This is a genomic window from Photorhabdus thracensis, assembly GCF_001010285.1.
Classification (GTDB): domain Bacteria; phylum Pseudomonadota; class Gammaproteobacteria; order Enterobacterales; family Enterobacteriaceae; genus Photorhabdus; species Photorhabdus temperata.
Map to the genome: position 1 here is coordinate 2,790,107 of NZ_CP011104.1, position 24,752 is coordinate 2,814,858.

At 47.2% G+C, this 24,752-nt stretch carries 30 protein-coding genes and 1 pseudogene; 24 read left to right on the forward strand and 7 right to left on the reverse strand.

Going from position 1 to position 24,752, the window contains the following annotated elements; all coding sequences use genetic code 11:
* Positions 1-2 precede the first annotated feature (2 nt).
* Entirely contained in the window at positions 3-1,049 is a 1,047-nt protein-coding gene (locus VY86_RS12115; RefSeq protein WP_046975123.1) for a phage portal protein, read from the reverse strand.
* A complete protein-coding gene (locus VY86_RS12120) occupies positions 1,049-2,827 on the reverse strand; it encodes a terminase large subunit domain-containing protein (protein ID WP_046976847.1) in 1,779 nt (592 codons plus the stop codon). The genes VY86_RS12115 and VY86_RS12120 overlap by 1 nt, the downstream gene beginning before the upstream one ends.
* 158 nt (positions 2,828-2,985) lie before the next feature.
* On the opposite strand from VY86_RS12120, the gene VY86_RS12125 reads away from it, so the two are divergent.
* From VY86_RS12125 to dinQ, 24 genes are all read left to right on the forward strand, one after another.
* Entirely contained in the window at positions 2,986-3,816 is an 831-nt protein-coding gene (locus VY86_RS12125) for a GPO family capsid scaffolding protein (protein ID WP_046975124.1), read from the forward strand.
* 32 nt (positions 3,817-3,848) lie between these two features.
* Complete coding sequence (locus VY86_RS12130) at positions 3,849-4,880, forward strand: phage major capsid protein, P2 family (protein WP_046975125.1); 1,032 nt, start codon at positions 3,849-3,851, stop codon at positions 4,878-4,880.
* Positions 4,880-5,581 carry a phage terminase small subunit gene (gene gpM, locus VY86_RS12135; RefSeq protein WP_082111227.1) on the forward strand — a complete coding sequence of 234 codons (702 nt, stop codon included), beginning with the start codon at positions 4,880-4,882 and terminating at the stop codon, positions 5,579-5,581. The genes VY86_RS12130 and gpM overlap by 1 nt, the downstream gene beginning before the upstream one ends.
* A 122-nt stretch (positions 5,582-5,703) precedes the next feature.
* Complete coding sequence (locus tag VY86_RS12140; protein ID WP_046976848.1) at positions 5,704-6,156, forward strand: head completion/stabilization protein; 453 nt, start codon at positions 5,704-5,706, stop codon at positions 6,154-6,156.
* Positions 6,153-6,650: a phage tail protein gene (locus VY86_RS12145; protein WP_046975127.1), complete on the forward strand. Its 498-nt coding sequence runs from the start codon at positions 6,153-6,155 to the stop codon at positions 6,648-6,650. The genes VY86_RS12140 and VY86_RS12145 overlap by 4 nt, the downstream gene beginning before the upstream one ends.
* Entirely contained in the window at positions 6,647-7,324 is a 678-nt protein-coding gene (locus tag VY86_RS12150) for a phage protein (RefSeq protein WP_046975128.1), read from the forward strand. Before VY86_RS12145 ends, VY86_RS12150 begins: the two co-directional genes overlap by 4 nt.
* Before the next feature lie 20 nt (positions 7,325-7,344).
* Positions 7,345-8,469, forward strand: coding sequence for a DUF2586 domain-containing protein (locus VY86_RS12155; RefSeq protein ID WP_191214946.1), 1,125 nt, complete (start codon positions 7,345-7,347; stop codon positions 8,467-8,469).
* A complete protein-coding gene (locus tag VY86_RS12160) occupies positions 8,466-8,921 on the forward strand; it encodes a phage protein (protein WP_046975130.1) in 456 nt (151 codons plus the stop codon). The genes VY86_RS12155 and VY86_RS12160 overlap by 4 nt, the downstream gene beginning before the upstream one ends.
* Before the next feature lie 12 nt (positions 8,922-8,933).
* A complete protein-coding gene (locus tag VY86_RS12165; RefSeq protein WP_046975131.1) occupies positions 8,934-9,227 on the forward strand; it encodes a phage holin family protein in 294 nt (97 codons plus the stop codon).
* Positions 9,224-9,562 carry a M15 family metallopeptidase gene (locus tag VY86_RS12170; protein ID WP_046975132.1) on the forward strand — a complete coding sequence of 113 codons (339 nt, stop codon included), beginning with the start codon at positions 9,224-9,226 and terminating at the stop codon, positions 9,560-9,562. Before VY86_RS12165 ends, VY86_RS12170 begins: the two co-directional genes overlap by 4 nt.
* Positions 9,559-9,951 carry a hypothetical protein gene (locus VY86_RS12175; protein ID WP_082111228.1) on the forward strand — a complete coding sequence of 131 codons (393 nt, stop codon included), beginning with the start codon at positions 9,559-9,561 and terminating at the stop codon, positions 9,949-9,951. Before VY86_RS12170 ends, VY86_RS12175 begins: the two co-directional genes overlap by 4 nt.
* Positions 9,872-10,069, forward strand: coding sequence for a hypothetical protein (locus VY86_RS25875; protein WP_071881019.1), 198 nt, complete (start codon positions 9,872-9,874; stop codon positions 10,067-10,069). The genes VY86_RS12175 and VY86_RS25875 overlap by 80 nt, the downstream gene beginning before the upstream one ends.
* Complete coding sequence (locus VY86_RS12180) at positions 10,053-10,322, forward strand: putative phage tail assembly chaperone (RefSeq protein WP_046975134.1); 270 nt, start codon at positions 10,053-10,055, stop codon at positions 10,320-10,322. The genes VY86_RS25875 and VY86_RS12180 overlap by 17 nt, the downstream gene beginning before the upstream one ends.
* Positions 10,323-10,372: 50 nt before the next feature.
* On the forward strand, positions 10,373-10,513 hold the full coding sequence (locus tag VY86_RS25260) for a DUF6890 family protein (protein ID WP_158537808.1): 141 nt from the start codon (positions 10,373-10,375) through the stop codon (positions 10,511-10,513).
* Positions 10,510-12,615, forward strand: coding sequence for a phage tail tape measure protein (locus VY86_RS12185; RefSeq protein WP_046975135.1), 2,106 nt, complete (start codon positions 10,510-10,512; stop codon positions 12,613-12,615). The genes VY86_RS25260 and VY86_RS12185 overlap by 4 nt, the downstream gene beginning before the upstream one ends.
* Entirely contained in the window at positions 12,608-12,955 is a 348-nt protein-coding gene (locus VY86_RS12190; RefSeq protein ID WP_046975136.1) for a DUF2590 family protein, read from the forward strand. The genes VY86_RS12185 and VY86_RS12190 overlap by 8 nt, the downstream gene beginning before the upstream one ends.
* On the forward strand, positions 12,933-14,117 hold the full coding sequence (locus tag VY86_RS12195; protein WP_158019950.1) for a baseplate J/gp47 family protein: 1,185 nt from the start codon (positions 12,933-12,935) through the stop codon (positions 14,115-14,117). The genes VY86_RS12190 and VY86_RS12195 overlap by 23 nt, the downstream gene beginning before the upstream one ends.
* Positions 14,110-14,766, forward strand: a complete 657-nt coding sequence (locus tag VY86_RS12200; RefSeq protein ID WP_046975137.1) for a phage tail protein — start codon at positions 14,110-14,112, stop codon at positions 14,764-14,766. The genes VY86_RS12195 and VY86_RS12200 overlap by 8 nt, the downstream gene beginning before the upstream one ends.
* A 9-nt stretch (positions 14,767-14,775) precedes the next feature.
* Positions 14,776-16,584, forward strand: a complete 1,809-nt coding sequence (locus VY86_RS22575) for a phage tail-collar fiber domain-containing protein (protein ID WP_052760829.1) — start codon at positions 14,776-14,778, stop codon at positions 16,582-16,584.
* Complete coding sequence (locus tag VY86_RS12210; RefSeq protein ID WP_046975138.1) at positions 16,584-17,204, forward strand: tail fiber assembly protein; 621 nt, start codon at positions 16,584-16,586, stop codon at positions 17,202-17,204. Before VY86_RS22575 ends, VY86_RS12210 begins: the two co-directional genes overlap by 1 nt.
* Positions 17,205-17,224: 20 nt before the next feature.
* Positions 17,225-17,932 (forward strand): hypothetical protein, encoded by a 708-nt coding sequence (locus VY86_RS12215; RefSeq protein ID WP_238591461.1) that lies wholly within the window; start codon positions 17,225-17,227, stop codon positions 17,930-17,932.
* On the forward strand, positions 17,904-18,440 hold the full coding sequence (locus VY86_RS12220) for a baseplate complex protein (protein WP_046975140.1): 537 nt from the start codon (positions 17,904-17,906) through the stop codon (positions 18,438-18,440). The genes VY86_RS12215 and VY86_RS12220 overlap by 29 nt, the downstream gene beginning before the upstream one ends.
* Complete coding sequence (locus VY86_RS12225) at positions 18,440-20,089, forward strand: type VI secretion system Vgr family protein (RefSeq protein WP_046975141.1); 1,650 nt, start codon at positions 18,440-18,442, stop codon at positions 20,087-20,089. Before VY86_RS12220 ends, VY86_RS12225 begins: the two co-directional genes overlap by 1 nt.
* 464 nt (positions 20,090-20,553) lie before the next feature.
* Positions 20,554-20,625: a damage-inducible type I toxin DinQ gene (gene dinQ / locus VY86_RS26535; RefSeq protein ID WP_369293964.1), complete on the forward strand. Its 72-nt coding sequence runs from the start codon at positions 20,554-20,556 to the stop codon at positions 20,623-20,625.
* A 463-nt stretch (positions 20,626-21,088) separates the two neighbouring features.
* Here the strand turns inward: dinQ and VY86_RS12230 are convergent, their stop codons facing one another.
* The 5 genes and pseudogenes from VY86_RS12230 to glsB all read right to left on the reverse strand — a co-directional run bounded on the left by VY86_RS12230 (position 21,089) and on the right by glsB (position 24,736).
* Positions 21,089-21,358, reverse strand: a complete 270-nt coding sequence (locus VY86_RS12230; protein ID WP_046975142.1) for a helix-turn-helix domain-containing protein — start codon at positions 21,356-21,358, stop codon at positions 21,089-21,091.
* An 8-nt stretch (positions 21,359-21,366) separates the two neighbouring features.
* The gene (locus tag VY86_RS24765; RefSeq protein ID WP_146748122.1) at positions 21,367-21,585 is read right to left on the reverse strand and encodes a hypothetical protein; all 219 of its coding nucleotides are present in this window, start codon (positions 21,583-21,585) and stop codon (positions 21,367-21,369) included.
* Between the two features lie 751 nt (positions 21,586-22,336).
* Positions 22,337-22,942 (reverse strand): annotated as a pseudogene (locus VY86_RS12235) (ABC transporter substrate-binding protein); the annotation flags it as partial.
* Between the two features lie 116 nt (positions 22,943-23,058).
* On the reverse strand, positions 23,059-23,781 hold the full coding sequence (locus tag VY86_RS12240) for a YggN family protein (protein WP_046975143.1): 723 nt from the start codon (positions 23,779-23,781) through the stop codon (positions 23,059-23,061).
* Between the two features lie 28 nt (positions 23,782-23,809).
* Positions 23,810-24,736: a glutaminase B gene (glsB, locus tag VY86_RS12245; protein WP_046975144.1), complete on the reverse strand. Its 927-nt coding sequence runs from the start codon at positions 24,734-24,736 to the stop codon at positions 23,810-23,812.
* Positions 24,737-24,752 lie beyond the last annotated feature (16 nt).

Sequence of the window (24,752 nt, forward strand, 5' to 3'; positions counted from 1 at the left end):
TTTTACCTGTTTTTTGCGCGTTTTGCACACGAACTTACGCGATCTTGTTTAAAACGGATATGTAATATTTCGGGCACATCATAGGTATTTATCGCATTCATGAACATATTTTGAACGGGGATAACTTCATCCTGGCGATAGACCTCACGGGCTTTTTCCGGATCACCCAACCCGCCGACATTGGTCGGGATAATGCCAGCCAGTCCCGCCGGGAATCGGTGAGCGGTCAGCACATCTTGAGAGCTGATACTTTTCACATTGGCAAATTCATCATTGGCGGAGATATCACCCACCGGAATAAATTTAATGCCGTCAGGGTCGCCGTTGGGAATGTTTACGAACAGGGTTTCAAAGTTGCCAATGCCTTTGCTTTGGTGAAGCTTGCGTATGATCTCCTCTTCGGTCTCGTCAGAGATATTCGGGTCATTGGTGTAAATGATACCGCCAGTGTGAGCGCCATTGTGGTAATAACGACGACGGAAAATGGTGGCCTCAGCGTTGAGCAGGGCGGCATGAATACCGCCAATATAATCCGGCAATCCGTAAACTTGCTGTTGCGGGTCATACTGCTTGATGAAAATCACTTCTTCCGGTGAGTAAACCAACGGTTCCCCCTCCTGCAAGACCACAAAATATTTATCCTTACGGCGGCGTAGGTATAGGGAGGGCAAGACCGCCAGTGCGACCACATCACCCCAGAAGTTACGGACTTTCAGAATGGCGACATCACCGAAAATCAGGAAATTAATCACGGCTGACTTGAATTGTTCATGGGACAGTCCGCCGCCGACATAATCCGAGGCAATCATATTGTGACGGGCATAGAGTACACCGCCGTGTTGACTGTTCATGTTGGTCAGTTGTGCCAGGGCTAAACGGTCAATCGGTAGTGTGTAATGGTCATAGTCATTGTCATACCAGATATTTTGATAATCCGTTCTGGTGGTGAGTATCGGTTCAGGTTTGCCCAACGTGATTAAGCTCATTTGCCGTTGACGGCCGTTTGTACGTGGGGAATGTGCGCGGGTTTTCCTTAACTTTTTCTTCATTATGCAGCCTTTGCAAATGTGTATTTAGAGGTGCGTTTCTTGTCGTAATTTAACGGCTCATTCATCAGGGCATGAGCGATTGCCCAGAAGACGTCAGCGTGTCCGGTTTCCCGCGAACGGTCAGCGACAAAGGTCATGCTGCCGCCTTTTTTCGTCGTGGTGTGTCGAATAGCCAGAAATGAGGCCAGAATTTCTTTTTGTTCCACATCCCATTCGATACGCTCCTCACTGACCACATCAATCATTTTCATGACCAGTTGGTTTTTGCTTTGCGGGTTGTAGTGGATAGCGTGGGCTTGCCGGGGGGCGAAGTCCTGCACCATTTCATAGACACCGTGACCAATCCCCGTGGTATCAATACCGATATGAGTAAATTTGTAGCGCTTGAAGAGATTTTCAATCAGTTTCGCCTGATGTTTCCAGTTCATGCCTTGCCAATAGAACGTTGCCAATACCCGAAAAACTTCGGGCGCCATCATGGGCGGGGCAATAATCACAAAGGTTGAAGTATCGCCAGAACGGGCCGGGTCAAAACCGCCCCAGACTTCGCGATCCCCAAAAGGACGCGGTGCATTGGGATCATGGTCTTCCCAGAGATGGATATCCGCGCCGCATTTTTCTAGTTGGTGATATTTGAAAACAGATGCGCCACTATCAACAAACATACACAGATACAACATGTTAAATGTGTCTGGGTTATAACGGTTCCGCAGTTTTTCAATGGATGCCAGGTTGAATCCGCCCTTAATGGCATCTTCCAGCGTAATGACGTAACGCCATTGACCATCCGGGCAATCGCGACCGCCATCACGTAATTCATCAAATGAGGGAAATTCAATGTTCTTACGTTTGGGATCATTGCCGCGCCATTCGTCACCCATCCAAAATGGATAGGCGGGATGCGTTTTGGCGCTGGGGGTTGAAAAATAGGTGGTACGCCATTTGTCATGGGTTGCCATTGCGGAGGCAACTTCATTGAGGCGTTTAAAATCAGGTACCCAAAAATATTCGTCACAATACAAATGACCGGAATAGGATTGTGCCGTGTTTTTATTGGTTGATAAAAAACGCAGTTCGGCACCGTTGCTGAGCCGAATAGGGTTGCCTGTCAGCGTTACACCGAAGAAGTGTTCAGCGATATTAACGATATACGAGCGGAAAACTTCTGCCTGTGGTTTTGAGGCGGATAAGAATATTTGAGGATTGCCCGTTAATACGGCATTTTCGAATGCCTCAAAGGCGAAATACCAGGTTGCACCGATTTGCCGACTTTTGAGAATATTTCTGATCTGTTTTGCCAGATTATTGCGTAAATGTTTTTGATAGCCGAAAAGCGTCTCATCGACAAACTGCTGAAAATCTTCTTTAGTCAGTGTCGAAATATCATTTTTACGATAGCGTTTCTTTTTCTTGGGTTCATCCTCACTGAATGGGATATAATCACCGCCTGATTTTTCTTGCGCCTTAATTTCGGCCAGCTTTTCTTTATGCTTATTTTCCTGTGCCATCAGTTTTATATGATGTGCAATTAATCGGTCGAGTTCGTCTAATTCCAGCGAGGTTTTATTGTTGCGTTCACTGAGCACGGCAATTCGGCGGTTAATGGCCTCGATAACACTTTCATGGTTGAGCATATCTGCCCAATGCCATTTTTCCGCCCAATAGTAAATGATCCGCCGATTCGGCAGATTTAATTCACGGGCAATTTCTGCCGGAGTATATCGCCGTAGGTATAAAGAACGGGCGACATTGATTAGTTCATCGGAGTATTTAGCCATAGCAATCATATTATGCCGGGCTAAATGTATCCTGACGCGCATTCAATTTCGGCCTGAATGGGTTATGGCGTTATATCCGAATTCATCAGAATTAAACCATTCGCAGCATTTTATTGAATCCGCAATACTGTATTTGATTCAAATGGAAGGAATTAAATATGTCTCAGTTAATGACTAACTGGATATGTATTGCCACGGAGGGCGACACGGTTGATGGCCGAGTAATGGAACCTCAATGGATTTTAGAGGCTGCCGAACTCTATAACCCAGAGTTGTACACTGCCCGCATTTGGCCGGAACATGAACGTGGGTTCGGTGCAATGGGCGAAGTGTTAGCCGTCAAAGCAGCGCGAGATGATGGCGGGGTTTTACGCTTATATGCGCAACTGCGACCCAATCATCATTTGTTACAGGCCAATCGAGAGGGACAATTACTGTTTACCTCTGTTGAACTTACGTCTGATGGCAATTTTCGCGGAACCGGCAAAACATATCTGGAAGGACTGGCAGTGACTGACTCACCCGCCAGCGTGGGCACAACGCGTCTGCAATTTAAAAAAAGGAACAAACATCGTCGATTCGGTGCGTATAAGCCACTGGTTATTGATGAGGTTAAACACGTTAAGGATAACGGCATGACAAAGGCCAAAAAAGGATGGAAAAGCTTTTTTAACATTGAAGAGCCAGAAGAAATCGAATCAAAACCATCAAGCGATGATGCGTTGCAGGCGCTGGCCCAGGCTGTAGCAGATTTAGAAGCGCGAATTACCACGCTTGAGGGTAAGCAGGAATCGACCGAGCAGGAAGTTGCAGACGTTCAGGAAGATGTCGAGACAATGAAAGCGGTTGTCGATACCGAAGCATTTGCGCGTTTACGTGACAGTTTGCCCGATATTCTAAAAAAGTTTAACAAATTGGACGGTATTGCTACCCGCTTACCATCGCGTAACCCAAAAGGCGACAAAAACGAGCCTTTTAAATTTCTGTAATTCCATGATGGAAAAAGGCAAAGGGAAGAGCTATGCAATTGAATCATCAGGCACGGACATTTTTGCAGAAATATGCGGCGGGGTTAGCCGAATCCTACGGGGTTGAAGACACATCACGTTACTTTTCGCTGACTGACCCAAAAGAAACCGCCTTGCGCAGCGCGTTGTTGGAATCCGTGGAATTTCTCAGCATGATCACCTGTGCGGATGTGGATCACCTTTCCGGCCAGGTGGTGTCAGTCGGCAATCCAGGGTTATTCACCGGGCGCAAAAAAGATGGCCGCTTTATGCGTAAAACGGGGATTGACGGCAATAAATACAGCTTAGTTGAAACCGATTCCGGCGCCGCCTTGCCCTGGGATTTGTTATCTGTCTGGGCAAACTCAGGTTCAGAAAGTGAATTTTTCCAACGTATGCAGGTATTCACTCATGAATCTTTTGCACTGGATATGATCCGGGTTGGTTTTAACGGCCAGCGAGTGGCGGAGACCACCGACCCAGAAGCCAATCCGAATGGTGAAGATGTGAACATGGGTTGGCATCAAATCGCCAAAGAATGGAATGACGGCAAGCAGGTGATTACTGCACCGGTGAAACTGGATGAGCACGGTGATTTTACCTCACTGGATGCGATGGCGTCAGATCTGATTAACGCCTGTATTCCGCAGCAATTCAGGCATGATCCACGTTTGGTGGTACTGGTCGGTGCTGATTTAGTGGCGGCTGAACAATATCGATTATATCAGGCGGCAAATAAACCGACTGAAAAAATCGCGGCGCAAATGTTAGGGAGTTCCATTGCTGGACGTCCGGCCATTATCCCGCCATTTATGCCGGGTAAACGTATGTCAGTCACCATGCTGCCTAACTTGCAAATTCTGACACAGCGTAATACACGCCAGCGTAAGGCGGAATTTGTGGATGACCGTAAACAATTTGAAAATAAATACCTGCGCAATGAGGGCTACGCGATTGAAACACCGGAATTGTACGCTGCCTATGATGAGAATGCCGTAACGATTGGCACCGTCGCTGAACCTGCTGAAAAACTAGGTATAGATTGATGCTATCACCTGCTCAACGACACAGGGCTGCGGTTGAACTTCGCCAGAAACTGGCACGGCAACAAGCGGTTGCGATTGCAGAGGGGGCGAGTATGCATCTGCAAGCCCGCGTTATTGAGCAGGATATTAAGCGGTTACGTCAGTTGGCGTTAACGGCGGAACGGGTAGAGATGAAAAAGCGGGAATTGTTGCCCAACTATCTGCCTACGGCGGAGCGCTACTTAGCCGAGGGGGAAATTTACCGTAACCCAATTTTTGCTTACTGCGTGATCTGGTTATTTGATATTGGGGATTTTGCCAAAGGATTGGATTGGGCCGATATCGCCATTGAGCAAGGGCAGCTCACCCCCGACAATTTTCGCAGTAGCTTTCCGGCCTTTGTTGCCGACACGGTTTTACTCTGGGCACAGGTGGAAGCCGACACCGGGAATAGTGTTGAGCCCTATTTTTCAAGGACATTTCAGAATGTCACGGGTAAATGGAAAGTACACGAAAAAATTAAGGCCAAATACTACAAATTTGCTGCCTTGAACCTACTGAAAGGGGATAACGCCGACATTAAGGTGAGTTCGGTTGATAGGTGGGATGTGCTGGAGCAGGCGGATATCTGGTTATCAAAAGCGCATCAGTGCAACCCGAAAGCAGGCGTAAAAACTTATCGGCAACGGATTGCCGCCCGTTTACGGGCATTGACAACCTAATAGCGATACCACGATAAACAATGACTACCGCAAGCCGGAGCGGGCGCGGTGGAGGCATGGCAAGGATTGCTCATGGCCGTGGAAACCGGGCTGCCCGCTTTTTTATGGATGAGAGAGGCGAGATGTTTAGTGGTAACACCCTCGATTATCGGGATGAACCGTTGATCAATGATGGTTTTTGGCCGGATTTGAATCTGCGCGAATTTCAGGTGAACCGCAATATTCCGGCTGACTTAGATAATGATCTGTTAGCCCATGCACTGCTGGCAAGTGCCGCTGAAATCAATCTTGACTTACAGCGTCTGAAAGTCCGATTGCAGGCAAAAGGCTATCAGAAAGCGGCCAATGTGCCAGGCATTGCTATCAATGGCGTTAATGCGTTAGTGGGTCAGTATAAAAAGGCTGTTTATGCCAGGGCAAAAGCGGATCTGTTGGGAGAATACACAGCTATTGTCAGTCGTGCCCCTCATCCGCCACAAGAAAGTTCTGAACTACGTCCCCGTTTATTAGCGGAAGCGGCTTTTGTTATCCGCAATATGAAGGGATACGGTCGCACAACGGTACGCATGATATGAGCAAATTACATCATTTAACGGCATTTTTGCGGGAAAACCTGCCAGAGCGTCTCTGTAAGATAGAATTTACCAGTGAAATGGATGAAATTCGTTTTATTCCTGCGCAACGGGATTTAGGTCTGGGGCAATACCAGATGTTTATCCAGCAGTATGAGGCGGTGATTGCCTGGGGGCGTTTCCCATACCGAGAGTTTGATCCGCGATATGTCCCATTGTTAATAGATGTGTGGCTGACTGAGCAGGGCAATGAGTTAGGGGATGTCAATCTGGAGCCGGAACGGCCAGCGATGACCGTTGAAGTGGATGAGGAAACCGCTGTAGTTGTAGTGTCGTTGTCACTGTCAGAGCCTGTTGTCATGCGTGAAGATAAAAACGGCATCGTCCCCTTTGAGAGTAAGCGCTGGAGGCTGGCTGATACTGAAATCTGGTTTGCTGAAAAGGGTGTTGTGCATGGTGTGAATGAGTCAGGCGCACCCGTTGGACAAAGCCAATAATGATGCATGGGCAGTTAAACCGAAATCAGTTTAAGGCACTGCAAAACGCACTGAGTGACCTTGAACTACCCTCGAAAAAGCGCCAACGCCTGTTATGGCGGATTGCGAAATACGGGGTGATCCAGGCGGCAAAACGCAATGTGCGCAATCAGCAATCACCGGATGGTGGGCGATGGACAGCCAGAAAAAGCCCGTGGCGCAAGAAAATGCTCAGGAACATGCCGAAGCTCTTGCATATTCGGGAAATGCCGGAAAATAACGCCGTGCGCATTTACCTGCAAGGCGGGCATTACCGGAATGGAAAACAACAGGTTCCTGCGGGTGTTGTGGGGTATGCACAGCAAAACGGGATGCGTATTCAGGTCAGTCGGCGGCAAGTGCAAAAGCGCGTTGATCGTGAGCGCATGGCAACCATTAAGCAGGCGAAAAAACTGCGGGATTTGGGTTATCAGGTTAAGAAGGATAAACGCTGGCGGAAGCCCCCGATAAAGGAAATTACCGCCAATATGAAATTTATTCAGGCAGGGGTATTGATCCGCGAACTGAGCGGCGGGACGGTTAAACGTTCATGGATGATTGAAGTTCCTGCCCGTAAGTTCTTAGGTATCAATGATGAAGAATTCAGTCAAGCGTTGGCTCGCCAGTTGCAAGGCATTGGATACGGTGTGGGTTAAGCGCATTGATAAGGGATTAAATTATGTGGCCACATGTTCAGGTTAACCAGGTTAATCAACTGCAAGGCAAAACAAGGGAAATTGAGCGAGTCTTGCTTTTCGTTGGGACGGGAAAAACCAACGTAGGTAAAACCATTGCGGTTAATACCCAGACGGACTTTGATTCTGTACTGGGAACGGCACAAACCGCCCTCAAGCGTCATATACTGGCCGCAATGGCAAATGCGGGGCAAAACTGGTCCGGGTATATCCATGTATTGCCGGGATCGGCGGATGAATTGGCGTTTGTTGAGGCGGTGACGTCGGCGCAGCGTATAGCCAGTATTGAGGGCTATACTCTGACGGTCGGCGCAACCAAAGCCATCATTAAAGCCGCGCAAACCTTGCGAGCCAACACGATGGCTAAATTTGGTCGCTGGCAGTGGGCCATTCTGGCGGTTGATGGCACACAGGCAAAAGAGACTTGGACGGATTATGTCGCCCGTCTGGCAGAGCTACAAAAGGGCGAAGCTGTGGCATCGGTGCAACTGGTGCCGTGTCTGTGGGGCAATGAGGCGGGCGTATTGGCAGGGCGTTTATGTAACCGCACTGTCACCGTGGCGGATAGTCCCGCACGGGTACAAACCGGGGCGTTGATGGATTTGGGTTCAACCGATTTTCCAAAAGATGGCACAGATCAGCCGATTGATCTGGCAACCTTGCAGGCACTGGAAAAACTGCGTTTCAGTGTGCCGATGTGGTATCCCGATTATGATGGCATGTATTGGTCAGATGGTCGCACATTGGACGTAGAAGGCGGAGACTACCAGAGTATCGAAAACTTGCGGGTTGTCGATAAAGTAGCGCGTCGGGTGCGTTTGCAGGCTATCGCTAAAATTGCCGACCGTAGCTTAAACAGCACGCCGGGCAGTGTCGCAACGCATCAGGCATACTTCGCCCGTACCTTGCGTGAAATGTCGCGCAGTACTGAAATTAACGGCGTGACTTTTCCGGGGGAAGTGAAATCCCCGAAAGATGAAGACGTGGTGATTACATGGCGTAATAAAAACACGGTGGAAATTTATATCACTGTTCGTACTTACGAATGTCCGAAAGGGATCTCGGTGAGTCTGTTGCTGGATAGTAGTCTGGAGAAAACCGCATGAGCAAACGTATTTCAGGCCAGTCGGTTGATTTTAATATGGACGGGGATCTGGTTCATGCGGAAAAGGTCAATTTGTCCATTACGGACAACACCGCCGCCGCCCAAACACAGGGCGTACCGGATGGTTATATCTCCGGTGATGTGGCGGCAGAGGGGGAGATTGAACTCAGTACCAAATATCTGGAGATGGTGACCGCTAAAGCGCGCGCGGTGGGTTCATGGCGGGGTATTCAGCCCGTCGATTTGATGTGGTATGCCAAGGCCGGTAACGAAGAAATCAAAGTTGAGGCTTACGGCTGCAAGCTGATTGTCAGCGACATTTTGGACGTTGATCCGAAAGGCGGCAGTGTCATGACGCATAAAGTGAAATTTGTGGTGACCAGTCCCGATTTTGTGCGCATTAATGGCATTCCCTATCTGGAAGCGGAATTGACACAAAGCCTGATAGGGTAAAGAGGCGTGTTCATGGAAGAGCATGAGAAAACCTTTGTGACGCTGGTGCTATTGGGGGCACTGATTGCGTTAGGAAAGATGCTAACAGGCGATGAGCCGATCACCCTGCGGCTTTTCATTGGCCGGATTATCTTAGGGTCGGCTGTGTCAGTGATGGCGGGGGTATTGCTGATTTGGTGGCCGGGCATCAGCCCGATAGCGGTGACTGGGATAGGCAGCGCATTAGGGATTGCCGGCTATCAGTTAATTGAAGTTTGGCTACGCAAGCGCGGCAGCGCTTTGTTAACAGGGAAGTTAAAGAAATGACACTGAGTGAAAAACAGCAATTATTTGCGGTACTGGTCGCACAATTGATCTTATGGGCGGACGAACACGGTTATCGCCTGACTTTAGGCGAGGCTTATCGTACACCAGAACAAGCGAAGTTAAACGCTCAGATAGGGAAAGGCATTGCCAATAGCCTGCATATTCAGCGGCTGGCGATAGATCTGAATTTATTTATCGGGGGCGAGTACCAGACAAACAGTCATGCTTATTTACCGTTAGGAGAATATTGGGAATCTCTTGGCGGCACGTGGGGCGGGCGATTTTCTCGGCCGGACGGCAATCATTTCTCACTGGCGCATAATGGGGCGAAATGATGTTCAATGCCCGGATGCTGTATTTGACTTTCCTGGCATTGGCATTCTGTGCAGGCTGGCGAGTAAACCATTATTACCGTGACAGTCTGGAGTTGAATATCACACGGGCAGCGGATGCCGCAGGGGGAAAAATCAGGCAGGAACTGCAACACATTTCCAGTGTATCCGCCCGACAATTGGAAAATAAGTTAGAAGGGATAGCCCATGCCGCCCCACGAGAGATTCATACTGAAATGGTTCGGCCTGTTTTTACTCATGTGTGCGTTAGCCCTGAATTTGTCAGGATGTACAACGATACAGCCGAAAGTATTGAACGAACACTATCAGGAAAACTTACTGACAAAATGTCAGGACAGATTACCGAAACTGACGGGAACAACCGGAAATAATCTGGCAAATGTTATAATGGATTATTCCAAATTATATGGTAATTGCGCCGCACGGCATAATCAATTAGTGGATGAAATTAATAAAAGAAAGGAATTAACCTATGAGCAAAGAAAATAAAGTCATTACTTTAATTGTCGGTGAAAATGAAATTACATTCGAGCCAAATATTGTTGCTTATAATAGCATGATTAACGATATGGCAATGGATAATAAGGTTGTACCCATTGTTACCTATTTGCGTCGTATTGTTCAGCCTGCGTCTAAATCAATTTTAGATGAATGGTTAAAAATACCCGGTGCTGCGATGCAAATCGTTGAAAAGGTCAATGCCGAATATGCGCCAAAACTGGAAATTGAAATAAAAAACTAAATACGCGGGTTAAATCCATTGATAACAGCCTATTTGAACAAGCATTAATATTGCGCCGTCATTATTTACCGAATGAGAATGATAATACGGACAATTTAGCCCGTGCAATTTGGCTGGATAATCGTTATTGGGAAAATATGCGGATCGCAACCGCGAATGGTATTGCATTGGCATTAAAGGGTGAACCATGAGGCAATTAGATTTTACATTAAGCCTAATTGATAAACTGACACAACCGCTTGCCAGTGCGAAAGCGGCCGTTTCTGGGTTTGCCAAAGTATCACAAACGGCGTTTGAAAAAATTGCAGTCGGCGGCGCAGGGTTAGCGGGGACATTCTGGTCCATTAAGGGGGGGCTTGATCCGGCTATTCAATGGGATGATGCGATGACAGAGGCATCACTCCAAGGGGTTGATAGTGGCGTGATGGCGAAAGTGGCGGCGGATGCCATGAAATTCAGTTCATTGTATGGCAAGTCATCGATTGAATTTGTGCAATCAACGGCGGAAATCAGTAAGAAGATTAGCGAACTGTCACAAAATGACTTACCGCAGATGACTAACATCACCAATATCACCGCCGCTGCCTTGAAATCCAGCGCGGCAGATACGACTAAATATATGGGGCAGATGTTTTCGAATTTTTCCAGCCATGCTAAAGCCGTGGGGAATATTCAGTTTGCTGAGGAACTGGCGGGAAAAGCCATCATCATGTCGAAAACATTTGGCGCCAGTATGGAGGAAATCGCGGATTTGATGGAAGGGGCCCGCGCAGCAGGAACGCATTTCGGGGTAGGTATTGATGAACAATTGGCGGTATTGGGGGAATTGCACCGTTCATTGGGTACAGAGTCCAGTAGTGTTTATGAATCGTTTTTGACTGATGCCGCTGAGGGTGCGAAAAAACTCGGTATCAGCTTTGTTAATGCGTCTGGTCATATGCTAACCCTGCCGGAAATGTTGGAAAAGCTACAGACCAAATATGGCAGGAACATTGAGGGCAATCTCAAGGCACAAAAGGAAATTGAGGAGGCGTTTGGCGATTCCGCCATTGTCGTAAAACAATTGTATGGCAATGTGGATATATTGCGTAAGAATATTTCGGCGTTAGGGGCCAATGATGGCCTGAAACGTGCTCGCGAAATGGCCGAGCGGATGGCGAACCCGTGGGCGCGGTTACACGCTATTTGGCAGAATATCCGCATTGCCGTAGGTTCAACATTGCTCCCGGTTATCTCTTCACGGGTCAATAGGCTTGCCAATGCCGGTCAATTACTGGTGCGCTGGTTGAAACTGTTTCCCAATATCGCCCGCTGGGTCGGTTATATCACTCTCGGTATTCTGAGTTTTGCCGCTGCGGGGGCTGCCGCCAATATCGTCATGGGCGTATCTAAATTTATTTGGATTGGCCTTAAGGGGATTTGGGCAGCCTGTACGCTCGTTATGAAACTGGGGACGGCGGCGGTGTGGCTCTATAACGCGGCCATTATTGCATGGAACACCACATTGCGCGTGTTACATGGGGTATTGTTGGCTGTCAGGATGGCGGCCTTTTTAGCGGGTATTTCATTCAGCTTCATGACCTGGCCGATCTTACTGATTATTGCCGCTATCGCGTTGCTGGCTGTTGGCATTTATCTGCTTATCAGGCATTGGGATGCCATCAAAGCGGCCATGATGAACACAGCCGTCTTTAAGATGGTGGCGGCGTATGTGAAATGGGTTGGCGGGATATTCAGTGCGGTTTGGGATGGGATCGCCGAGGGTTGGAATAACCTGTGTAACGGGTTTAGCCGTTTTTCACTGGCGGATACCTTTTCGGGCATTGTGGAGAGTATCGGCAATATTTTCGGCGGCTTATGGGATTGGCTGATGAAATCCTTTTCCGACAGCTACCATTGGATTATCGATAAATTAAATGCTATTCCCGGTATCAATATTGAAACCCAGGCCATTGAAAAAATAGTCGCTGAACCAATGGGAAAAGCGACGGCTCCCAATATGGGCATAGGGGAAAATCCCCCAAAATTGATGACGCAATCCAAGGGTATTTTTCAGGGGCAACCTAAAGCCATGATCCAGCCTGTGCAAGCGATTAAACCGCCAGAAAACGAGCGTGCATTAACGGGCGGGAAAAAGCAGGGTATCGGTAAGAATGGCATGATAAAAGGGATAACAACCCATTCACAGACCATCAATGATAACAGTCGCCGAATTGAAAATGTGACGTTGAATATTTCCAACGGGATGACACCGGAGCAATTAACGGAATGGGAACAAGTGGCACATGGATGAGCCGAAATATATTGATTTATTCATTAACGAGCGCAATTTTACACTTAATTCAGGGAATGAACCGCATTTCTGTCATAACCGTGTTTCTATCGGTCAGGATTGTGTACACGCTATTATTGAAAGTGGTCTGGCAACTGAACTTATCGCCGAACGCAGCCCAACATTACGGGCAGACATTCACACACAGATAGGCATACTGGTCGAAGACGATGAGCGGATTATTCCGGGAACCGTCATCATTAATGAAGAATCACCCATTAAGTTATGGATAACCGCCGAAACTTATGATTTTGGCCGTATTAACGTGAGTGTGAGCAGTGGAAACGAAACCGACGATTGATTATGAAAAGGTCTTACGTGATAGCGGGATGCCAACCACGGAGACCGACATCAGCACGGCATTCGCTAAAGTGGTCGATGAAGCCGGATTGGTGACCAACACCTCGCGGATGTCCCCGTTTTGGCGGCTGATTAACACCATCGTGACGCGCCCGGTGTTATGGCTAAAAGCGGCGTTAATCAATGTCACCTTAAAAAATATGTATTTGGCGACTGCATCCGGCACATGGCTGGATATGTTTGCGTGGGGCGTCAACCTGAAACGTAAACCCGCATCCGCTGCGCAGGGTGTGCTCCGCTTCTATAAAACCGCAGGTGCATCGATGGTGACCGTGCCCGCCGTAACGGTGATCCAGACTGAACGCATTAATGGCGAAATCTATCGCGTCAGCACCACGGAAAGCGTAGTGATGGCCGACAATGTGTCCAGTGCCTTATTGCCTGTCAGAGCAGAAGCCGCAGGCGGTGCTTTCAACCTTGCCCCCGGTTATTTTCGTATCCTGCCCGTGGCAGTGTCCGGCATTGAGCGAGTACAGAATGAAGAGGGTTGGCTATTGATGCCCGGTTCAGATGCCGAATCCGATGATGATTTGCGTGACCGCTGCCGCAACCAATATAACTGGGTGGGCAACTATCATACTGATGCGGTTTACCGTGGCATGATTGCCGCTGTGGCAGGCTTAAGCATTGACCGCATTTTTTTCCTGCATGATGCGCCTCGTGGCGCCGGAACGGCAAACGCCTATTTGTTGCTGGATTCTGGGGTCATCAGCCAGCCCTTTATTGAGGCAGTGAACGATTACATCACCCATCAGGGTCATCATGGGCATGGGGATGATATGCAGTGTCTGCCGATGCCCGAAACGCACCATGAATTATCGGTCATGCTGTTTGTGGCAAATCTGGCGAACTACAGCCAGGAACAGGTAACAACATTAAAAACGGATGTTGAAAACCTGATCCGCTGCGCCTTTCGGGAAAACAGGGAATATCACGTGAAAAAAACCTGGCCGTATGCCCGATTTTCCTTTTCCAACTTGGGACGAGAAATACACCGTGAATTTGCCGAGATTGAATCGCTGACCTTTTCATTGGGTGACATTCTGAGTGATTTAAGTGTGCCCAGGCTGCAATCACTGATAATTGAGGTGAAGAATGTCTGAATTCAAGGAACGACTCAAGCGGCTGGCCTTGCCGTCATGGATGGATAAGGGAGAACCCGCCAAACTGCTTTGGGCCGCGCGTGAGTTCTGGTCAATGATTTACCGCTGGTTGACATGGCCGTTAGCCCAATTGGATGCGGAAACTTGTTCGGCGGAATTACTGCCGATGTTGGCCTATCAGCGGGACATCCAGCGCTTTAACGGTGAACCGCTGACATTATTTCGTAAACGGGTGAAATACGCGTTTATTAATGCCAGAGAGGCGGGCAGTGTCGCGGGATTTATCGCTATCTTTGAACGTTTAGGTGTCGGCCATGTTGAATTACTGGAACGACAACCGGCGATAGATTGGGATGTGATTATTTTGCGCGTCAGTGACGGACAAGTCGCTGAAAACCCTGATTTGCTGATGAGCATCATTCATCAGTATGGCCGCACTTGCCGCCGCTACCGTTTTGAAGTGATGACGAATAAAAAACTGTTTATGCATGTGGGCAGTTTAGGCGCGGAATATTGCTGTTATTACGCGGCCATGTCCTCGCCGTCCTTGCTATTAAAAGTGGGTTACATGTCGGGTGAGTCCGTTTTTGATAGCGCCAGTTTAAAGGAGATTACTGCACCTAATATGACCTACGGTGCATCATTATAAGGAAATAATATGGCATCAGTGATTACAGTAGACTTTGAGAAATGGAAAGCGCAGCAGGCCGCGGCGGGAAAACCCGTGGTTTTGGATGAGTTTGTTTTTGCTTATGTGCCGGATTTAGATCCCACTCTTGCCATTAATCGCGATGAGAAATTACCCGCAGAAAGTCATATTGTGCATCGTCAGGCTGTTAATAAAACAGGGTTAGCTAGCGAAAATGCGGTAGCCTACAGTGTCACATTGGGAACGGAAGCCGGTCATTTTGATTTTAACTGGATTGGTCTGATAAATAAGGCTTCTGGCATTATTGGCATGATTACCCATGCCCCAACTCAGAAAAAAATTAAGACCGCTAACGGATTACAGGGAAATGTATTCACCCGCTCTTTCTTGCTAGAGTTTGAAGGGGCAGCCAAAGAGACGGCTATTACGACTACGGCGGAAACCTGGCAGATTGATTTTACCGCCCGTTTATCTGGCATCGATGAAATGCAGCGTCTGATGAATACCGACAGTTACGGTGAGGCGGCGTTTTTCGGTGATGGATTTTCCGTGGTTCGTCGTGGTGACCAGTACACGGTCAAAAAGGGGCTGGCTTATATCGGCGGGTTGCGGGGTGAGTTGGCGTTTGACCAAACACTTAACCGCCTGCGCGATACCCGCGTTTATGCGGATTTTAGCTATCAAGGCAATTTGGTCAGCCAGTGGAAAACCGCCGTTCATATCACCGCCGCCAATGATCTTAAAAACTACATCGATGCGGCAGGGTATCTGCATTATGTCTTTGCGGTTGCGGGTGTTGATGGTCACGGAGATGTGATGGATTTGCGCATTAAAGGGTCATTGAATGACCGTGATATTTCCGCTATTCATCAAGAGATTGATAGCGTGAAACGGAAATATGTGACTCAGCAGGCATTGGAAAGCGGTCTACATGGGAAACAGTCGAAAGGGGACTATGCCACTAATTCCGCATTAACCGTTGTCAGCGAAAACGCCAATAGTCGCCTGGCTAAAAACCAGAACGGCGCAGATATTCCCAATAAGAATGAATTTGTCAAAAACATAGGTTTAGTGGAAACCGTCGAACAGGCAATGAATGCTGTACCGAATGACAGGAGAATTAACGGGAAATCGCTATCGTCTGATATCAGTTTGATGGCGGGTGATGTTGGCGCCTATCACCAGACTACCTATATGACTGAGCTACCCGGCAGGCATTATTCAGGGCCATTTTCTTGTGGTCGGGAAAATGGATGGGCCAAAGGGGTGAGTATCGGTGTAGGGGGTGACACGGGGCAAATTTGGATTGATGCCGATGCACAGTTGCACACCAGATTTCTCAACGCTAACGGTGCCGTAGAGCAAAAGATTACGATGGGTATCCCGATTGGCGCCACTATCGAATGGCATGCGGCTGCGCCGATACCCGCCGGATATGAACCCAATGAGGGACGCGCATTCCGTGCGGCAGATTACCCTGAACTCGCCAAAATTTTTCCCGACCTGAAATTACCCGATGACAGAGGATTATTTAAGCGTGGTCTGGATAGAGGACGTGGTTTAGATTCGGGTCGTTCGTTAGGGAGTGTTCAAGGGGACGCGATCAGAAATATCACAGGATCATTAGGTAGTCCCACTATTGAGAGCGGGAGCAACGCCTCTGGTGCATTCAGCTACCAGTATAAGGCAGGCGGTCGCGCCGCCGGTGCCGGTGGTGGGGTGATTTCATGGACATTTGACGCGTCCAGAGTGGTCCCGACCGCAAATGAAAACCGACCTGTCAACAAATCAGTGATTTATATTACGAGGGTAAAGTAATGACTAAATATAGTGCAGATATTCAAATGGCCCGGTTTGATGAGGATGGGTTAGCCATTGTTAGCGGATGGGTTGCGGTTTATCGTTGTCATCCTGAAACACGGGAATATATTGGGGCCGATATGGATCACGTGCCACGCGGTTTTTCTGTTGCGGCTAATGCGTATCTGGATGAGCCTGAATTACCTGACACGCATGACGTTGCGATTTGTCGTTGTGTAGATGAAAAATCCTGGCGACATGTGCCTGACTATCGGGGTAAAACGGCGTATGCAACCGATACAGGCCAGCCGATCAATATTACCGCCATCGGTGCGTTGCCAGATAATCTTACCCTGCAATCACCCCAAACCCCCTTTGATAAGTGGGAGAATAAGCAATGGGTCACAGATAAATCAGCCCTAAAATCTCATCAAATTGAACAGGCTGAACAGCAGAAAATCGCTCTACAGCAGCAGGCAGATGCGGCAATTAAACCCTTACAGGATGCCATTGATCTGGATATCGCCACGGATGCCGAAAAATCAGCGTTCGTGGAATGGAAAAAATATCGTGTGCGGGTGAACAGAGTAGACCTTTCAACTGTCCCCGATATCAACTGGCCTGAGCAACCCGCGTGATGAATTGGCAACGGAAAATAATGTGCATATCCCCGAATATGACGGGAATGCATTGCTCGATGCTATCTGTCCATCCGTTCGTATACGGTATCGGGCAGAAAGCGGACAGCGGTCACTACCTGAGTCCGGCAAACGCCATCAATTATCTGGCAAATAAAATCCGGGGAACGGGAAACATCAGCGCCGTGGTACTCATGATCTGCGCGAAGACGCATAATGAATTTATCCAGCATTTAACCCAATTTTCAGCGGTGTTGCCGTTGCCTGTATTTTCTCAGGTCACCCGTATGGCAAAGACAGCGGAACGTCTGGCGATCACCAAAATGCAATTGCCTGGGAAATCGGGCAGCGGTTTGCCTCCGTTGCAACCATTTTCAACATCAACCAGCCGCATGGCCGTGAATGCGCAATTGATTGAGCAGGCTAAAACACAGGTTAGCGCCGGCAGCAGCATTGCGGGATTGAAATCACAATTAACAAACTTCACGACGGTAAGACAGAACGCCTTACAACAAGTGACTGCCGCTCTGAATGGCGTCAGGAACAAATCGACCCGTGTCTGGGTATGCTCAGGGAAAGGGAACGGCGTACTACTTGCCGAAAAACTGTGTCAGGATACCCCCGAACAGGACGCTGTTTACACGTTGGCGACATTATTTGTTGGGGACGATATTCGCGCATTAGAAAGGATGCTACATAATGAGCCAAATTATCACACTGGCCCTTGATGGCGAGGCCATCCCATTAAAAAGTCTGACCGTAACCCCATCGGTGATGTTTCAGGACACAGACCAAAGCGGCCAGTCATCCAGTACCGCCGTAGCGGAGCAAGGCATTAAGCCCAAGGAATTACGTGTTACGGGGATCATCCCCTTTACTGAGCAAAAAACGTTGTCACGCCTGTTTACATTGGCGGAGGCCAAAGATAAGGGAAATCTGAAACGCTACCGTGTCGCTAACCTGACCGCAGGTGCTATCAACTTTCGCATCGGGACATTCACCCATACTATTGATGCCAGTAAGATCGACGGTAAACAGGCATGGCAGGTCACATTTACTTTACGTGAACATTTATCCGTTGCTGAAAAACGTGATGCCCGTGTTGCCGATAATATTCAGGCCAAAAAGCAAACAGGCCAGGGGGCCGCCGCAGCAAAAGAAGCGCCGGAAAAATTAAGCTGGTTTGAAAGCAAAGTATTGAAACCCATCAATGACAAAATAGGACCCGCTAAATAATGACACCGATTAACCGGCTCTATCTTTCCGGTGATGAAATTCATCTGGTTGACGCCAATATTATGCTGGAACTGTCATCCTGTGGCCGTGGTTTTATCACGGCGGAAACGACATCCGATTACACCGGAAAACTGGTACGGCTGGACGTGGGTTACACGGATTTGGTATTACGCTGGTTTACGGGTTATGTGGAACGTTCACAGCCAGCCCAAAACGGTTATCAGCGTCTTTTTGTGCGTGAATTGGTTGGTGTGTTTGACCGATTATGGTCGTGTTCATTTCAGCATCCAACACTGAGCCAGATTGCGGATTGGTTGCAGGAGTACAGCGGACTCACTTTCACATTACCGGATGCTCCTTATACGGAGACACCCATCCCGCATTTTACCCATCATGGTACCGGCTATCAGTTACTGGCTAATCTTGGGCAGGTTTTTTCGATTGAGGATTATCTCTGGCATCAGTTGCCGGATGGTTCGGTTTATGTGGGCAGTGGGGCGCATTCGATGTTTGCGGGAAAACCGGTAGAGATCCCCAATGAATTTAGCCAGCGCCAGTCCGCAGGCAATACGATGACCATTCCTATGATCCCATCGTTGCGCCCAGGCGTGGAGATCAACCAGCACCGGCTGAACAAGGTCAATCTGAACAATGCAAATATGGTCATTACATGGGAAGCCGTCAACAAACTGACCGGTCAGTCGCAGACCAAAACGCCAATGCAGCGCCAGATTGATGCCGCCTACCCCGAATTATCGGCAGGGCTGCATTTACCCAAATTTGCCCGCATTGAGGCACATACTGAAAACACGGTCAGCGGCGATATCTCTAACCCATTCCGGCCACGCTATGCGGTTGATGTGCAATTATTGGCTGATGATGGTCAGGATGCCGCTGTCTCTGTTTACCACGCTGTTCCGCTGCCTTTGCCGATGGCGGGCAGTGAATCCGGTATGTTCCAATATCCGCCTGTCGGAACGATGGTTGAAATCGCCTTTGAGGCAGGCAGGCCGGACAAGCCCTTTATCCGGCAGACATTAAGCCAGGGCAATACCTTGCCCGATATCAAGCCAGGCGAGCAATTGCAGCAGCAGCGGGCGGAAGTCTCGCAGAGAGTGACTCAGGAAGGGCACTGGATTCGTCAGACTGACCAAACTATTCATGAATTGTCTATGCACCGTGAAGTCAGGGCAGACACGGAAACGCGTACCGTAGTCGCACGGGAAACCACGATACAGGCCACGGATAAAACCACGGTTTTGGGCACGTCTACGCTATTGGCGGGCGCTGTCCAGCAAATCGCAGACGGTGACTATAGTATGGCGACCTCATCAAATTTCGTTGCCAGTGTAGGGAAAGAGGCCAATATTGAAGTCGGGCAAAAGCTGATAGAGAAGATTGGTCTGCTTAAGCAGAGCATCGCCGGTGCCAGGCAAGAAATCATCGCGCCCGTGGTTTGGGTGGGCAGCCAGCAAATCAATGTCATGACCTTGATGTTAGAGACGTTGGATGTGGTTAAAGCACTGGCGGAACAGACTGCCGCCCATACGCACCACAACACAGGTACGCCGGAGAACGCCAACGCGATAAGGAACACGGCCTATAAATCGGATAGGCTGAAACAGAAGTATTCACCTGTGATTGGGTGAATATCATTCCATTTATGTGAGGTTTTTTACTCCGCATCCTAGGTTGATATTTTATGCTATAGACATTAGACTGGTTATGTCAGTTAAGGAATATCGCGCTAGGACTGAGGCTACCAATCTCGGTAATAGCACAAAAGATACCCGCGCCCTGTATGGGTAAAACAAAAAAGCCAACCTCACCAGTTGGTTTTTTTGTTTTTACCAACTCACCATTTTAATTGATTGAATCATCTGAAAATAAACCTATAATCAACGGCTGTTAGTTTTGGGTAGCGTTCTGGCCTGTGTATCTCTGACGCAAGTTTTCGTAAGTCCTGGCTGAAGAACAGGTGGTGCTGTTTCAGTGCCTCGGTCAGAGCGCGATATTCCTTAACTGACTTGATGGAAGTCAGCCGGACAGGCAGCGTAAAGGCAATGGCTGGTTGAGTCGTGCTCCTAACTGGAGCAAACGGGTGAAAGCATTTATTGACACTGCTATCATCGTTCTCAAAGCGTTAATCGCGCTTTTAGAGCTGATCCGTGCATTTCTGAAATAGATAACGGAAACGTAGCTAAGGCCATCGGGGTAACCTCCCGGTGGCCTTTAACATTTACCGCCTTTGATCAAGTAAGCCACCCTTGTTTAAGTGGCCCAATATACTGATCTAACAGCTTAAATTTGGTAATCCCGACCGGACTTGAACCCGTGTTCAAGCGATTATTGCTCCGGTAGTATGGGAGGATAGCCAATAGATTAGTGTAGTTTACCGCGAGTCATACACATAATAACATTGGGACGCCTTTTTAAATGCGGTATCAATCAACGCTACGGGTTCTGATGGTCTGAAATACAATTATCTCGCCCGCAACATGCGGGCTTTTTTATACTTTCATAGAGCTTGAATACAATTCTGATATTAAAAGAATGGGCAGTAAGTGTAATAAAAAACTGATAATTCAGCGTGTTATTTAGCTTAGTGATTTAAAAGTTGTCGTTACTTTTTTGGATATAGAAATAACTTATGTGATATCAGAATTATTTGGTAAATCATTTCGGACGGTTCGTTTGATAGGCTGCTTATTTTCGTCGAAATACCGACTGGGCCATATTTCGGCAGGGGTTACACCAATTTCCTGAGCAATCAATAATTCCCCTTTAGGCCAGGGGCGCGTTAAAGCATTTGCTAATGTTGAAGAACTTAAGCCGTGCTCTCTGGATAATGATGCCAGCGTTTTATTCTTCTTGCGTATCGCTGCGATAATATCGGCGGTATGCCAGTCTTTTTTCATATTCCTGCTTACCTCTTTGGTGGTGGCGATTCAAACAGGGTTTGCAGACCGGCGTTCATTTCCGGCGAGGTGTTAACCTCCCCTGCCTGAACCGCCATAGAGGGGCGATAGCAGGCGCACTGGTAAAAACTTCTTACCAGCGTCCATGAACGCAAGGCTGCAAAACCTTGGTCACTGGATTTTGCCAATGACAACACTACTTTAACCGATTGTATTATCTGACTCAAGAATCAAATAAATACCTTAGTGACGGTTTGTCTTGCTGCGCTTATGACGAAATAAATGAACTTATGGCGAAAACGGCACTACACCGCACCCGCCTGCACGCTTTGGATCAAAAAATTTTTTCAGTTTTAAAATCCTACAAGACAAACGGCCAGACCGTGCCAGTACTAGCGATGTAAGGAAAATCACAAACTGAAATGATTGAAAAGATTTTCAGGAAATTTCAGTTTGTAGATCAAGGGAGGATCACGGGAAAAATATCAATATAATGATATTAAAGGAAAAATTCTATTTTACGTGGGAGATAGGATCATGACCAGAAGCCGCGCTGATTTTAAGAATTCAAGTAGGACGCGGCTTTACTGAACACATAGAGATGAAATTAGTTGTTAAGGAATGAAACCTAAAAAACTGAGTGAATAGGATAGCTATCTGGACTTGTACCACTTGTAGCAGAAAGTATTATCCAACCTCCTTGAAGATATTGATTTACTTATTCATCTATATCAGAGCCAGTGAATATATTAGTGTCTCTTACTTCTTTAAGAATTGACAGATTGTTATTATTTTCGAACATTATAATTACCTCATAATGTATAGTGGTTAGTTGAAAAGTAATTGAAGATATAAAATTCCTGTCGCCATTTTGTCGCCATTTGGCTATCAAAGACAAAAAACCACTTGTGCGATAGTGGTTTTTTGTCTTGATTTAATAGGGTTTTATCTGTGATATTCACCGGCAGCTTCTGGTTGGTAAAGTAATACTAAAACCTTAGCACCAGAAGCTTTAGCTTTATCCTGAGCTTTAGCAATTGTTTTTTCCAATTCAACAATCTGTTTTTTCACTTCATTTTGCTTACTAAACAACTCACCTAATAACTTCAGGTTACTTTCAACTGAAACCAGATAATTTTTACTATCAGTTCCCAAATTAATGGTTGGAGCTATTTTTGACAGACGTTCATAGAAAGGCCCTTGGCGGGCGGTGATAACGATCAGATCAGGTTTAATTTGTGCCAATTCTTCCAAATTTGGCTCTTTTATACCACCTGCATTTTTTACCTCTTTAGGTAAATTATTGCGGAGATATTCAGGCGTATTACCAGTAGGTAGTGCAACAACCCGATCTGACAAGCCTAATTTAGCTAATGAATCATAAGTACCGAAATCAAATAAAACGACTTTCTGAGGATTCCTTTTGACATCCGTTTCACCAGAAAGATGTTTCACTGTGATCCTATCGCCAACCTGGGAAGCAACAGTATTTGGAGTGAATACAGCAGATGTCTGACTAAATGCGGAATGGCTTGCAACAACAACAAATAATGAAGCCAGAACGACAGGAATTATCTTTTTCATATATCGCGCTCCAAGGAAGGATATTAGTAACAATCTGCATTCTAGGTGGCAGGAAAAATATGTCAATCTAAATAAGAATCAATTTGAAATCGATTCTTATTTGTAATTATTGGGAATTACTTAATAGAATTCAGTAATTCAATCCTTTGTTGTTCAAGGCCGCTGACTTTACCACAAACCTCTTTACCAAAACGCTGGAAATCCTCTTCCTGAGTTTTCCATTCAGCTTTCAGATTATTCTGCAACCCACCTAAGCTACCAAGCAAAGATTGCAATGCCTGATTATTATCACCATTCAAACTGAATTGTTTATTACCAATCTCATTAATGCTGTCCTGTAATACTCCACCAAGGCTCTGTTCAATTAAGCTACGGCTCTCTTTTTCAACCTGCTTAATCGCCTGATGATGAAATGCTATACCATCTGAGCGGGTTTCAATAATTCGGTTTATCTGTTTATTAAGCCCTGATTCAAGATCAGACAGCCGGTTACGCACATTACTGTCTTTACCCATAGTATCTGCCACCACTTTGTCCAAAGATTTACGGGCAGTTATCAGATGTTTGCTGGTTTCTTGTTGAATCCAGGGTAAATCCTGCCGCAAAGCCTGCTGATAACGTTGTGCTTTTCGACGTTGTTCCGTATTTAAGTTCAGATTCTTACCATCACGGATAACTGAACCATCAGGTGAAATCTGGAGATTGCCGCTTGCTCCCACAACCTGAACTGATTGAGAAGTAATAATAATGTCATTCTGTGGATTTACCTGGCATTCATAACCTGCCTGGGCCTGAGCAACAAATAGCAAAGATACAGCAATGATAGTTTTGCGTAACATATTTTCTCCTAAGAAAACCACCTGAGAGTTAAAAAATAGATCGCCCAATACGATCGGCTAACAGTTCTAAGGCAGCACAACCCGCTAAAGAGTTCCCCGATCGATCTAACTCCGGTGACCAAACAGCAACAGTAAACTCTCCCGGCACGACACATACGACACCACCGCCGACCCCCGATTTTCCTGGCATACCAATTCTGAATGCAAATTCACCTGAACCATCATACATACCACAGGTCATCATCAGCGCATTAATCTGCCTGGCCTGACGTGGACTTAAAATCTGTTGTTCAGAACCTATCGTACTCCCCTGATTCGCCAAATAAATGAAACACCTGGCAAGTTCAATACAGTTCATTTTCAAAGCACAATAATGGAAATAAGTTTGCAGTACAGCAAGCACATCGTTATCGAAATTACCAAAGGATTTCATCAGATAGGCAATCGCCGCATTTCGATGAGAATGTTCCATTTCAGAACGGGCAACTTTGTTGTCGTAACAGATATCAGGGCAACCAGCAAGTTTACGTACAACCTCCAGCATACGCTGCTTAGGTGCGCTCAACCGCGACTGCAACATGTCACATACAATTAACGCACCCGCGTTAATAAAAGGGTTACGAGGTTTGCCTTTTTCCAGTTCTAACTGAACTAATGAATTAAATGGCTGACCAGAAGGCTCCTGTCCGACCCGCTGCCAGATTTCCTGTTCCTGATAACGTGTCATCGCTAAGGTCAGGCTCAATATCTTAGAAATAGACTGAATCGAAAAACGCTTTTCAGCATCTCCGGCATGAAATATCTGCCCATCAATGGTGCAGATAGCTATTGCCAGGTTATCAGCGGAAACCTCCGCCAGTGCAGGAATATAATTTGCCACTTTCCCTTGGCCTATCAGGGGGCGAACTTGTCGCAAAATATCCGACAATAACGTGTTAGAAAACGTTGTACTCACTGACTTTACTCCTGAC

What these genes read in the sequence shown, in the direction of transcription:
- VY86_RS12115 (WP_046975123.1), bottom strand. Translation starts at nt 1,049, where the DNA reads ATGAAGAAAAAGTTAAGGAAAACCCGCGCACATTCCCCACGTACAAAC.
- VY86_RS12120 (WP_046976847.1), bottom strand. Translation starts at nt 2,827, where the DNA reads ATGGCTAAATACTCCGATGAACTAATCAATGTCGCCCGTTCTTTATAC.
- VY86_RS12125 (WP_046975124.1), top strand. Translation starts at nt 2,986, where the DNA reads ATGTCTCAGTTAATGACTAACTGGATATGTATTGCCACGGAGGGCGAC.
- VY86_RS12130 (WP_046975125.1), top strand. Translation starts at nt 3,849, where the DNA reads ATGCAATTGAATCATCAGGCACGGACATTTTTGCAGAAATATGCGGCG.
- gpM (WP_082111227.1), top strand. Translation starts at nt 4,880, where the DNA reads ATGCTATCACCTGCTCAACGACACAGGGCTGCGGTTGAACTTCGCCAG.
- VY86_RS12140 (WP_046976848.1), top strand. Translation starts at nt 5,704, where the DNA reads ATGTTTAGTGGTAACACCCTCGATTATCGGGATGAACCGTTGATCAAT.
- VY86_RS12145 (WP_046975127.1), top strand. Translation starts at nt 6,153, where the DNA reads ATGAGCAAATTACATCATTTAACGGCATTTTTGCGGGAAAACCTGCCA.
- VY86_RS12160 (WP_046975130.1), top strand. Translation starts at nt 8,466, where the DNA reads ATGAGCAAACGTATTTCAGGCCAGTCGGTTGATTTTAATATGGACGGG.
- VY86_RS12165 (WP_046975131.1), top strand. Translation starts at nt 8,934, where the DNA reads ATGGAAGAGCATGAGAAAACCTTTGTGACGCTGGTGCTATTGGGGGCA.
- VY86_RS12170 (WP_046975132.1), top strand. Translation starts at nt 9,224, where the DNA reads ATGACACTGAGTGAAAAACAGCAATTATTTGCGGTACTGGTCGCACAA.
- VY86_RS12175 (WP_082111228.1), top strand. Translation starts at nt 9,559, where the DNA reads ATGATGTTCAATGCCCGGATGCTGTATTTGACTTTCCTGGCATTGGCA.
- VY86_RS12180 (WP_046975134.1), top strand. Translation starts at nt 10,053, where the DNA reads ATGAGCAAAGAAAATAAAGTCATTACTTTAATTGTCGGTGAAAATGAA.
- VY86_RS12185 (WP_046975135.1), top strand. Translation starts at nt 10,510, where the DNA reads ATGAGGCAATTAGATTTTACATTAAGCCTAATTGATAAACTGACACAA.
- VY86_RS12190 (WP_046975136.1), top strand. Translation starts at nt 12,608, where the DNA reads ATGGATGAGCCGAAATATATTGATTTATTCATTAACGAGCGCAATTTT.
- VY86_RS12200 (WP_046975137.1), top strand. Translation starts at nt 14,110, where the DNA reads ATGTCTGAATTCAAGGAACGACTCAAGCGGCTGGCCTTGCCGTCATGG.
- VY86_RS22575 (WP_052760829.1), top strand. Translation starts at nt 14,776, where the DNA reads ATGGCATCAGTGATTACAGTAGACTTTGAGAAATGGAAAGCGCAGCAG.
- VY86_RS12210 (WP_046975138.1), top strand. Translation starts at nt 16,584, where the DNA reads ATGACTAAATATAGTGCAGATATTCAAATGGCCCGGTTTGATGAGGAT.
- VY86_RS12215 (WP_238591461.1), top strand. Translation starts at nt 17,225, where the DNA reads ATGTGCATATCCCCGAATATGACGGGAATGCATTGCTCGATGCTATCT.
- VY86_RS12220 (WP_046975140.1), top strand. Translation starts at nt 17,904, where the DNA reads ATGAGCCAAATTATCACACTGGCCCTTGATGGCGAGGCCATCCCATTA.
- VY86_RS12225 (WP_046975141.1), top strand. Translation starts at nt 18,440, where the DNA reads ATGACACCGATTAACCGGCTCTATCTTTCCGGTGATGAAATTCATCTG.
- VY86_RS12230 (WP_046975142.1), bottom strand. Translation starts at nt 21,358, where the DNA reads ATGAAAAAAGACTGGCATACCGCCGATATTATCGCAGCGATACGCAAG.
- VY86_RS12240 (WP_046975143.1), bottom strand. Translation starts at nt 23,781, where the DNA reads ATGTTACGCAAAACTATCATTGCTGTATCTTTGCTATTTGTTGCTCAG.